The organism is uncultured Salinibacterium sp. (assembly GCF_963974405.1).
Classification (GTDB): domain Bacteria; phylum Actinomycetota; class Actinomycetes; order Actinomycetales; family Microbacteriaceae; genus Rhodoglobus.
Window position 1 is genome coordinate 1691709 of record NZ_CAXBBH010000001.1, and the last position, 9944, is coordinate 1701652.

Here is a 9944-nt window from a genome sequence, read left to right on the forward strand (position 1 = left end):
AATGATTGAATTGTCTCCCGCCGAACGCTACGCCGCGGCGAAGAAGCGTCGTGGATACCCCGTGCTCGAATCATTCCGCGCGAGCCAACGCTTTGATCTGGACTCGTTCCAGATCTCTGCCTGTGAAGTGGTCGAATCCGACAAGAGTGTTCTCGTCGCGGCGCCTACAGGCGCTGGCAAGACGATCATCGCGGAGTTTGCCATCTATCGGGCCATGCAGTTGGATGGCCCCAAGGTCTTCTACACAGCGCCGATGAAAGCGCTCAGTAATCAAAAGTTTCAAGAACTCGTCGCCGAATATGGCCCCGAAGCCGTTGGCTTATTGACCGGGGATACCAACGTCAACGCGAGTGCCCGCATCGTGGTGATGACCACTGAGGTGCTTCGCAACATGCTGTATGCGAAGTCCGATCTGTTGAAGAACCTCAGCACTGTCGTCATGGATGAAGTGCACTTCCTCGGCGATCGTTTTCGAGGCGCCGTCTGGGAAGAAGTGATCATTCACCTTCCCGAAGACGTTCGGATGGTGTCACTGAGCGCGACAGTGTCGAACGCTGAGGAGTTTGGCGACTGGTTGCAGGCGGTGAGAGGCGACACTGAAGTTATCGTCTCTGAAGACCGTCCAGTGCCTCTCGAACAGCACGTGCTCGTAGGCACAAAGCTCATTGACCTGTTTGATTCTTCGGGACTGGCTGCCACGAACCGAGTAAATCCGGAACTCGCGCAAATGGCTCGCTTCGGCGGCCGAAGCCAATCTGTGGGCAACCGCCGCAAGAGTAATCGTCAGAACTCTTATGGCGGACGCCCTGCACGGTCTCGAATGGACCGCGCGGATGTCGTAGCCATGCTGTCGTCGAAGAACCTTGTGCCGGCTATTTTCTTTATCTTCAGTCGCATGGGCTGCGATCAGGCAGTGAACCAGGTACTGCGCGCGGGTGTTCGCCTCACGACGTCAGAGGAGCGTGACGAGATTCGCGAAATCGTGGAGGCACGCTGTCGCACTCTTCTCGATGAAGATCTCGCTGTTCTGGGCTACTGGGATTGGTTGAGCGGTCTCGAACGTGGCGTTGCGGCCCATCATGCGGGCCTTCTTCCTGCGTTCAAAGAGGTAGTAGAGGAGCTCTTCCAAAAGAAGCTCGTCAAAGCGGTCTTTGCGACAGAAACACTTGCTCTCGGCATCAATATGCCTGCCCGTACTGTCGTGCTGGAAAAGCTTGAGAAGTTCAACGGTGAAGCTCGAGTTCCGATCACACCGGGGGAGTACACCCAGCTCACGGGTCGTGCCGGCCGGCGCGGTATCGACATCGAGGGTCACTCGGTCATCCAGTGGGTCGACGGCCTAGACCCGCAAGCGGTTGCGTCGCTTGCCTCACGCCGCACCTACCCCTTGAACTCAAGTTTCAAACCGACCTACAACATGGCCGTCAACCTCATCGAATTGTTTGGCCGAGAACACACTCGTGAAATTCTGGAGTCGAGCTTCGCGCAATTCCAAGCAGACCGTGCTGTCGTCGACCTCGCACGCAAGGTCCGTTCGCAGAAAAACTCGCTCGACGGCTATGCAAAGTCGATGGAATGCCACTTGGGCGATTTCGCCGAGTACTCTCGCATCCGCCGGGAACTCAACGACCTTGAGAAAAAGCCTCAACCACGCGGCGATGCGGGTCACCGGGGCGAACGCGAGCGGCGCCAGCGAAAGCTCGGCGCCCTGCGCAATCAGATGCGCAAGCATGACTGTCACGCGTGCCCCGAACGCGAGTCTCATGCTCGTTGGGCCGAACGCTGGTGGCGCCTCAAGCGCGAGACAGATCAGTTGAGCCGTCAGATCCAGAACCGCACGGGTGCCGTGGCGAAGATCTTCGACCGGGTGACCGACGTTCTTACTCAGCTTGAGTACATCGAGCCGGGCAAGAACGGGGAGATGACGCTCAACGCGCACGGGCGCATCCTGCGTCGAATCTATGGCGAACGCGATCTCCTGGTCGCCGAATCACTGCGCCAAGGGTTCTGGAACGACCTTGACGCCGCGTCTCTCGCGGCCATGGCGACAACGCTCGTCTATGAACCTCGCCGCGACGAGGGAGACCTCGGCGACCGGTATCTGCCTCGTGGACCATTCCGTGAGGCTTTCGACAAGACGACGACGCTGTGGGCTCAACTCGACGACTTGGAGCGCGATAACCGTCTTCCCGGCAGTCAGCCCCTCGCGGCCGGGCTTGCGCTCTCGATGTACCGCTGGGCGAATGGATCAAACTTAGACTCTGTGCTTGACCTCGCCGAGATGGCAGCAGGAGACTTTGTGCGCGTGACCAAGCAAACTATCGATCTGCTCGACCAGTTGTCTGTCGTCGCTGATGGGGACGTGGGCCGTACCGCGCGTAAGGCGCTTGATGGCATCCGTCGTGGAATCGTCGCCTACAGCTCTGTCGCTTAGGCTCGACTCGTGATGCCCGACAAACCCGTTGCTGTGCTGCCATTGTGGGCCGCAATCGTCACAGCGATTGCCTCGGGGCCGATTATGGATGCGGGCTTTCCCGACAAGAGCTTCTGGCCGGTGACATTTGTCGGTATCGCTCTCATGCTCGTTGCGCTGCGGGGGCGCAGCACGGGTTCCGCACTTCTCGTGGGTTTTGTGGGCGGATTCGCGTTCTATCTGACCCACATTTCGTGGGCGTCTCTCTTTTTGGGTCCTGTTCCGATGTTGGCCCTGTCGTTTCTTGAGTCGCTGTTCGTCGCGCTCGGCGGTCTTGCCATCGCTCTGGCCTATCGCTGGATTCCGCGTGTATACGGCGCGGGCTGGGGAGCAACCCTAGGTCTTGCGGTCGTTGTTTCCGGCCTCTGGACAGCTCGCGAAGCATGGATGAGCGTGTGGCCGTACGGCGGCTTTTCCTGGGGCCGAGTTGCTCTCTCGCAGTCAGAGAGTCCGCTTTCACCCCTATTTCCGTGGCTCGGTGTTTCCGGCGTTAGCTTCGCCATGGTTCTTGTGGTAGCGCTCTGTCTCTCCGCTGCAGAATATTCGTGGCGTCACTACACCTCGCTGCCACTGGATGCTCGCTCCCAGCACACGTCAAGGGTGCTCCGCACCGCTTTCGTGCCGGTGGCCATCTTCACGATCCTGCTCAACGTTCCGACGTGGCAATCGACGCTGGAGGGCACGCTCCGGGTTGGCGCAGTGCAGGGCAATGGCAAGGCAGCGTACTTCGACCAACGAGAACGAGGCGATCTCCTTAACGCTCAGCTCAGCGCCACTGAACCGCTCTATGGGCAAGATCTGGACCTTGTGGTGTGGCCGGAGGGCGGCACCGACGTTTCGCCGCTGAGCAATAGCTACGCGGCATCCGCTTTCGACTATGTCGTAGACAAAGCTGGTGCACCGCTGATCTCTGGTGACATTACTGAGCGCGACGGCAAAGTCTTTAACAGCCAGATCCTCTGGATGCCGGGGGAGGGCGTCGTTGATATTTACGACAAGCGCCACCCGGTTCCATTCGGCGAATATGTACCGAATCGAGAATTTTGGTCGCAATTCGCGCCGGACCTCATTGGTCTCATCGCCCGCGACTATTCCATCGGAACCACAGACATGGTCTTCGACGTGAATGGCGTCACGGTGGGCGTCAACATTTGCTTCGATATCGTTGACGATCAGATTTTGACCGAGTCTGTCGAACAGGGCGCGCAAGTAATTATCGCGTCTTCGAACAATGCCGACTTCGGCTTCACTGACGAGAGTGCTCAGCAACTCGCCATGGCTCGAATTCGTGCGCTCGAACTGGGCCGCAGTGTCGTCAATATTTCTACTGTCGGGCTGAGCGCGATTATCGCGCCCGATGGAACTACTGTCGCCGAAGTACCCTGGTATACCGCAGCAACCATGGTTGAAGATGTGCCGCTCTCCACGAGCATCACTCCGGCCGTTTTGGGCGGCCGGGAGCTTGAATGGCTCGTGTCAGGCCTTGGACTCAGCGCAGTCTTAATCGCAGGTCTGGTCGGTCGGAGAAAGAATGCCTAACGTCGTCGTGGTAGTCCCCACTTACAACGAAATCGAGAACGTTTCCTCAATCGTCGGTCGGCTACGGCAAGCAGTGCCGCGCGCTCATGTGCTCGTCGTCGACGATTCCAGCCCCGACGGCACAGGGGAGCGCGCTGAAGAGCTCGCCGCCGGCGACCCAGGCGTATCAGTTCTGCACCGCGCGAAGAAAGAGGGTTTGGGTAAGGCCTACTTGGCTGGCTTTGCTCTCGCTCTCGAGCGAGGCTACGACTACATCGTTCAGATCGATGCTGATGGTTCACACGATCCATCTGATCTTCCGGCCATGATCACTCTCGCTAAAGCAGGCAACGACCTTGTTATCGGGTCCCGATGGATACCGGGGGGTTCAGTAAAGAACTGGCCGTGGTACCGCCACAGCGTCTCGCAGGCAGGAAACTCGTATGCTCGTCGGATGTTGCGCTCAGATATCAAAGATCTGACCGCAGGATTCCGGGTGTTTCGCGCGAGCGCCCTTCGAGAACTCGGACTCGAGGGTGTCTCCTCGCAGGGCTACTGTTTTCAAGTCGAGCTGGCCTGGAACATGGAACGTGCGGGCTACCGAGTGGCAGAGCATCCGATCACGTTCGTTGAGCGTTCGACGGGCCGGTCAAAAATGCATGCAGGAATTGTTGCAGAGGCACTGCTCAGGGTCACCGGATGGGGCATATCGGCGACCCTGAGTTCAGCACGTCGTTAGTTAGGCGCCGATCTTCTGCTGGCCGCGGCGGGCACGCAAGAAGTCAAGGCGCTCTTGAAGGAGTTCTTCGAGCTCGGGCCGGGTGCGACGCTCGAGAAGCATGTCCCAGTGGCTACGTGGAGTCTTAACGTCGACCTCATCGAGTTCGACCAGTGCACCGTCTTCGTCGAGGAGTGTTCCCTCGTGACCAGTCTTGGCATCCTGCCATTGCTGGGGAACTTCGGCGTCTGCCGCGAACATCACTTCAAAAGTGCTGCCGTCGGCCGCCTTGTATACGCTCTTTTTCCGCGGGGAAAACTCGACACCCTCTTCGCTCTGTAAGCTCTGGGTTCCAAGTCTCATGCCGCGCAAGCTGCGATCTGCCATCGTGTGGCCTCCTTCAATTCGCGGTTTCTACAAGTAATAACGCCTCTTGCTGAACGAATGCTTCCAAGCGCGCAGTGTTCACAGCGAGTTGTCAGCATTTGCCAACATTTCCCGCTGCCGTGAAGTGGAGTGTGCGCGACCGTTAGGCGCGCGATTTCACAACTTCGAGGGCGAGGTCTGCTCGATCAGTGACGATTCCATCGACTCCGAGATCGAGCAAGTGACTCATTCGCTGCGGTTCATTGATTGTCCAGACATGCATCTCGAGTCCGAGATCATGCACGCGGGAAATCATCCGTTGAGTGGTCACCCGCAACCCTAGCGCTTTCTCTGGCACTTGAATGGCCACTAGGCCCGAAAGTGCTCGCTTTGTTGCGGGAGAGATGCCCGCTTTCGCACTAATGAGCGCCATCAAGAATCGGCGCGCGGATGCGGAGCTCGCGATTCCGGGCAGTTGTTCAACGGCCGCAGCACGGCGTGCTTCATCAAACGAGGTTACGAGCACGCGATCGACCGCGCGAATTTCGCGAATGGCACGCGCTGCCGGAAGGACAGCTCCTGTGATCTTGACATCCACGTTGAAGCGAGTCTCGGGAAAGCCATCGAGCGCATCGGCCAGTGAACAGAACCCTTGGCCGTCGCCGAGTTCAATGCGTCGCAGTTCGGCCATCGTGAGTTGGCTGACTTTGATATCACGTCCTGCAACTCGAGCGAGCCCGGGGTCATGAGCGACGACCGCGACCCCGTCGAGACTGACGTGAACATCCGTCTCGATGTACTGCGCGCCGGCCGCAACAGCCTTCGCAAAGGCAAGCATCGTATTTTCGGGTGCGTCAACCGCAAGCCCCCGGTGCGCGAACACGCGGGGGTGTGCGGGGGAGAGATACGACGAGTTACCGCTACCGCGCGACTGGTCCCTTGCCACTAAAGAATCCTTCACCAATGCCCTTGAGCGCTTCCGTCAATTCTGACGGGATGATCCACATCTTGTTGGAGTCACCTTCTGCAATCTTAGGCAGCGTTTGGAGGTATTCGTAGGCAAGAAGCTTCGGGTCGGGATCGCCCTCATGAATTGCGGCAAAAACTGTCTTGATCGCCGCAGCTTGACCGTCAGCGCGAAGAACAGCCGCTTTGGCCTCACCTTCAGCCTCGAGGATCGCGGCTTGGCGCGAACCCTCAGCTTCAAGAATCGCTGCCTGCTTCGTTCCCTCGGCGGTCAGAATTTGCGCTCGGCGGTCACGCTCGGCACGCATCTGCTTCTCCATCGAGTCCTGAATTGACAGGGGTGGATCAATCGCTTTGAGCTCGACCCGCCCGACGCGGATGCCCCACTTGCCCGTTGCTTCGTCCAGAACGACTCGCAATTGTGAGTTGATGTTGTCGCGACTCGTGAGTGCTTGCTCGAGGTTGAGGCCACCAACAACGTTTCGCAGTGTGGTGGTCGTCAGCTGTTCGACGGCGCCGAGGTAGTTGCCGATTTCGTAGGTCGCGGCACGAGCATCCGTGACTTGGAAGAAGACCACCGTGTCGATGGAGACGACGAGGTTGTCTTCGGTGATCACCGGCTGCGGTGGGAACGAAACAACTTGTTCGCGCAGGTCGATGAGGGGCAGCATCCGGTCGATGAACGGCACGAGAATGTTGAGCCCAGGAAGGAGAGTTTTTCGATACTTTCCGAGCCGTTCGACGACGCCGGCGCGCGCCTGCGGAACAATCCGAATAGCGCGGAACAGCGTGACGAGCACGAAGATCGCGAGAATGACGAGCAGGATGATGACAAATATCTGGCCGATGAAGCCAGCGGGATCATTCACTTTTCTTCCTTTCTCGGCGACTGTGGGGTCGCTCGAGGCTTAGTGGTGCTGGAGTGTGGCTGCGAAGGTTCGGGAACCACGCGGGCGATCGCACCCTCTATGCCTGCGACAGCGACACGCTTACCTACCGCGATCGACGCAGTGGGCGACTGCTCATCGATACGCGCAGTCCAGGTCTCACCGTTGTCGAGCTTCACTTCGCCCACACCGTTGGTGAAGGCGCCCGTGACTCGACCGCCGAGATCGTAGAGAGCATCGACGTTGCTTTTGGCGGGGTCTGCACCCTTTTCAAGGTTCATCAACAGGATCGGCCTGATCGTGAAGATGAGGAGGCCCGAAATTGCGGCAGCGAGAGCGATTTGCACAAACCACGGCCAGCCCAAGAGGTTGGAACCAAGCCCACCGATGAGGGAGCCAGCCGCAATCATCAGAAACGTGAACTCGAGAGTGAGAACTTCAACGACGATGAACAGCACAACAAGAGCCAACCAAAGAATCCACAGATACTGGGTGAGGTCTACGAGCATTAGCTGGCGCCCTTCATCGTTGCGCTGATCAACAAATCTTCATTCACGACGCTAGCACTTAGATCACTGCAGAGGGCAGCTTCGACCGCTAAAGTCGTAGCGTGAATAGCGATACTTCAAACCCCCTGGCCGCTCACTCGCTCGATGGCGCTCGCGCGCTCATCACTGGATCGTCGCGGGGGATTGGTGCCGACACCGCGGCTTACTTCGCCCAGGCCGGTGCCCGTGTTGCCGTGAACTACCGCAACAAGGAGGCGCGCGCGCTCAAGCTAGTCGCGCAGCTCAACGAAACTGATGGTTCAGCTATCGCCATTGGCGCGGACCTCACTGACCCGGCTACTGTTTCAGCGCTGTTCGAGACAGTGAAGGCCGAATTCGGCGGGCTCGAAATCTTAGTGCTCAACGCATCCGGCGGCATGGAGGGCGGAATGGCTGAGGACTACGCCATGCAGCTCAACCGTGACGCTCAGGTCAACTTCCTGAAGACAATGATGCCGCTGCTTCACGAAGGTTCTCGCGTCGTTTTCGTCACGAGCCATCAGGCGCACTTCATTCGCACAGTAGAAACGATGCCCGAGTACGTGCCTGTCGCACTCAGCAAGCGCGCCGGCGAAGATGCCCTTCGCGAACTGATTCCAGAACTTGAAGCCCAGGGTGTTGGCTTTGTGGTTGTTTCCGGCGACATGATCGAGGGCACCATCACGGCAACTCTCCTCCAGCGCGCCAACCCCGGCGCGATCGAGGCGCGAAAGGAAGCAGCCGGGCGCCTGTACAACGTGAGCGAATTCGCCGCTGAGGTCGCGTCTGCCGCCGTGGATCCCGTTCCTGAGAACAACACTCGCTACGTGGGCGACGTCTCCGACTTCCTCAACAAATAGAGAGTCTCGGATGCCGGTCAACCGCGCTACTAGCCGCGTACTGCTATTCGACCGCGATAACCGTTTCTTGCTCTTTCTCACGAAAGCACCGGACACGAGTGGCGTCGCGCGCTGGCTGACCCCGGGCGGAGGCGTGGACCCGGGGGAGTCCCATCACGAGGCTGCTGTTCGTGAGCTTCACGAAGAGACCGGGCTTGTTCTCTCTGATCTCGGTGAGCCTGTGTGGACACACGATTTCGATGTCGAGTGGGACGACGCCGACCATGACACAGGTCATGCCGTGTTCTACGAGGCCGAGGTGGATGCCTTCGTGCCGTCGCAAGATTTCTGGACTGACGACGAGAAGGTCGACGTGCTCGAGCACCGGTGGTGGAGAGTCGAAGAGTTGGCTACATCATGTGATCGTTTTGAACCGGCGGAGCTTGTTGAGATCGTTCAGACTCGCTTAGAGAAAAGAAGCCGATGACTCGCCGCATTCGCGAATACACCGTTGCTGATCTTGAATACTTGAACACGGTGAATTGCGTTCGAATGACCAATGATGACGCTGTGGAGTTGGGACTATTCGCCGTCCAGGTCATCAAGGAGTGGGATCTCAATCTTGCAGTTGAGGTCGTGCTCGGTGGGGATGTCGTGTTCAAGGCGAAGCTGAAGGATACGAACGTCGACAACGATGCATGGCTTGCCGGCAAGGCAGCCGCCGCGGAGCGATTCGAAGAGCCGTCTCTTCTTGTCAAACTTCGCCATCGTGCAAACGGTGCGCCTTTCGAAGACCGCACCGACGTCGATCACGAAGTGGTAAAAGCCCACGGAGGCTCCATTCCTTTGCGGGTCGATGGCGAGATCGTCGGCACGATCACAATGTCAGGGGAGCCAGACGCTGTCGACCACGAGGCCGCAGCGGAAGCGCTTGCTCGTTTTCTCGATAGTCGCGGACTCCCACACAAGCGCAGAAGTTGATATATTCTCTATGAATTCGTGTATTCTGGGCACAGCAGCCACATCAGCATTTCTTCTCACGCAGCGTGAGCTGCCGCACTCCGAGACCCCTGCCGCACTCCGAGACCCCTGCCGCACACCGAGACCCCTGCCGCACACCGAGACAGGGGAGCGGCGTTGAACCGCGACGCTCTCGTGGCGGCGTGGTTCGGACTCGTCACAGTCGCTCGATGCGCGTCAGCAACCCTGGACGAGAGTGGCACGGCCGCAGCGCTCGGGATACCGGCGCAAGCCACGGAGGCAGCGCGGCGCCGAAGTCGCTCACGTTATGTCAGAAAATGTGAATCGGGTGGCACTCAACGCGCTGCTTGCGGCGCTCGACGCGCTGAACGAACTCCTATTGGCCCAGAGCTCACGCGCTGGTGGAACGCACAAAACTCCAGCGGGAATCCTGAAGAACGGTTGAGTTGCCGTCTACTCAGACTGCATCAGGTCCGCAAGAAACACGCCTGCGCTTCGGCACCAGCGAGAAAGATCTCGCGACTGTCAGTCGACCGCTCAAGAGGCCGCACACAGAGCCAACCCGGCCACTCTCGCGGTCACAGTTGGTATCCGATAATGCACATTATGTCAGCTCGTAACGTAGTCATCCGCATATTTTGCAGATAGCCATGAATCGTGTATCCAGTA

11 protein-coding genes are annotated in these 9944 nt (G+C 58.6%); 7 read left to right on the plus strand and 4 right to left on the minus strand.

Annotated features, from left to right (window positions below; genetic code table 11):
* The first annotated feature begins 1 nt into the window (after position 1).
* The 3 genes from AACZ26_RS08315 to AACZ26_RS08325 are packed head-to-tail and all read left to right on the plus strand — an operon-like array spanning position 2 to position 4730.
* Positions 2–2434 carry a DEAD/DEAH box helicase gene (locus tag AACZ26_RS08315; protein WP_339620591.1) on the plus strand — a complete coding sequence of 811 codons (2433 nt, stop codon included), beginning with the start codon at positions 2–4 and terminating at the stop codon, positions 2432–2434.
* Between the two features lie 12 nt (positions 2435–2446).
* Complete coding sequence (gene lnt / locus AACZ26_RS08320; RefSeq protein ID WP_339620660.1) at positions 2447–4012, plus strand: apolipoprotein N-acyltransferase; 1566 nt, start codon at positions 2447–2449, stop codon at positions 4010–4012.
* Positions 4005–4730: a polyprenol monophosphomannose synthase gene (locus AACZ26_RS08325; protein WP_339620592.1), complete on the plus strand. Its 726-nt coding sequence runs from the start codon at positions 4005–4007 to the stop codon at positions 4728–4730. The genes lnt and AACZ26_RS08325 overlap by 8 nt, the downstream gene beginning before the upstream one ends.
* Here AACZ26_RS08325 and AACZ26_RS08330 read toward each other — a convergent pair whose 3' ends face one another.
* The 4 genes from AACZ26_RS08330 to AACZ26_RS08345 all read right to left on the minus strand — a co-directional run bounded on the left by AACZ26_RS08330 (position 4731) and on the right by AACZ26_RS08345 (position 7437).
* On the minus strand, positions 4731–5096 hold the full coding sequence (locus AACZ26_RS08330) for an RNA polymerase-binding protein RbpA (RefSeq protein WP_339620593.1): 366 nt from the start codon (positions 5094–5096) through the stop codon (positions 4731–4733). It lies immediately after the preceding gene.
* Positions 5097–5238: 142 nt separating this feature from the next.
* Complete coding sequence (locus AACZ26_RS08335; protein ID WP_339620595.1) at positions 5239–6021, minus strand: glycerophosphodiester phosphodiesterase family protein; 783 nt, start codon at positions 6019–6021, stop codon at positions 5239–5241.
* Positions 5996–6910: an SPFH domain-containing protein gene (locus AACZ26_RS08340; RefSeq protein ID WP_339620596.1), complete on the minus strand. Its 915-nt coding sequence runs from the start codon at positions 6908–6910 to the stop codon at positions 5996–5998. Before AACZ26_RS08340 ends, AACZ26_RS08335 begins: the two co-directional genes overlap by 26 nt.
* Complete coding sequence (locus AACZ26_RS08345; protein WP_339620597.1) at positions 6907–7437, minus strand: NfeD family protein; 531 nt, start codon at positions 7435–7437, stop codon at positions 6907–6909. The genes AACZ26_RS08340 and AACZ26_RS08345 overlap by 4 nt, the downstream gene beginning before the upstream one ends.
* Before the next feature lie 101 nt (positions 7438–7538).
* Here AACZ26_RS08345 and AACZ26_RS08350 point away from each other — a divergent pair, with 101 nt between their 5' ends.
* The 4 genes from AACZ26_RS08350 (at position 7539) to AACZ26_RS08365 (ending at position 9720) form a co-directional block, all read left to right on the plus strand.
* Positions 7539–8315, plus strand: a complete 777-nt coding sequence (locus AACZ26_RS08350; protein WP_339620598.1) for an SDR family oxidoreductase — start codon at positions 7539–7541, stop codon at positions 8313–8315.
* A 10-nt stretch (positions 8316–8325) separates the two neighbouring features.
* On the plus strand, positions 8326–8781 hold the full coding sequence (locus tag AACZ26_RS08355; protein ID WP_339620599.1) for an NUDIX domain-containing protein: 456 nt from the start codon (positions 8326–8328) through the stop codon (positions 8779–8781).
* Positions 8778–9275, plus strand: coding sequence for a heme-binding protein (locus AACZ26_RS08360; protein WP_339620600.1), 498 nt, complete (start codon positions 8778–8780; stop codon positions 9273–9275). Before AACZ26_RS08355 ends, AACZ26_RS08360 begins: the two co-directional genes overlap by 4 nt.
* Before the next feature lie 307 nt (positions 9276–9582).
* On the plus strand, positions 9583–9720 hold the full coding sequence (locus AACZ26_RS08365; RefSeq protein ID WP_339620602.1) for a hypothetical protein: 138 nt from the start codon (positions 9583–9585) through the stop codon (positions 9718–9720).
* The last annotated feature ends 224 nt before the right edge of the window (positions 9721–9944 follow it).

Excerpts from the sequence above, each read along its gene's own strand:
- AACZ26_RS08315 (WP_339620591.1), top strand. The coding sequence starts at position 2 with ATGATTGAATTGTCTCCCGCCGAACGCTACGCCGCGGCGAAGAAGCGT.
- lnt (WP_339620660.1), top strand. The coding sequence starts at position 2,447 with ATGCCCGACAAACCCGTTGCTGTGCTGCCATTGTGGGCCGCAATCGTC.
- AACZ26_RS08325 (WP_339620592.1), top strand. The coding sequence starts at position 4,005 with ATGCCTAACGTCGTCGTGGTAGTCCCCACTTACAACGAAATCGAGAAC.
- AACZ26_RS08330 (WP_339620593.1), bottom strand. The coding sequence starts at position 5,096 with ATGGCAGATCGCAGCTTGCGCGGCATGAGACTTGGAACCCAGAGCTTA.
- AACZ26_RS08345 (WP_339620597.1), bottom strand. The coding sequence starts at position 7,437 with ATGCTCGTAGACCTCACCCAGTATCTGTGGATTCTTTGGTTGGCTCTT.
- AACZ26_RS08355 (WP_339620599.1), top strand. The coding sequence starts at position 8,326 with ATGCCGGTCAACCGCGCTACTAGCCGCGTACTGCTATTCGACCGCGAT.
- AACZ26_RS08360 (WP_339620600.1), top strand. The coding sequence starts at position 8,778 with ATGACTCGCCGCATTCGCGAATACACCGTTGCTGATCTTGAATACTTG.
- AACZ26_RS08365 (WP_339620602.1), top strand. The coding sequence starts at position 9,583 with ATGTCAGAAAATGTGAATCGGGTGGCACTCAACGCGCTGCTTGCGGCG.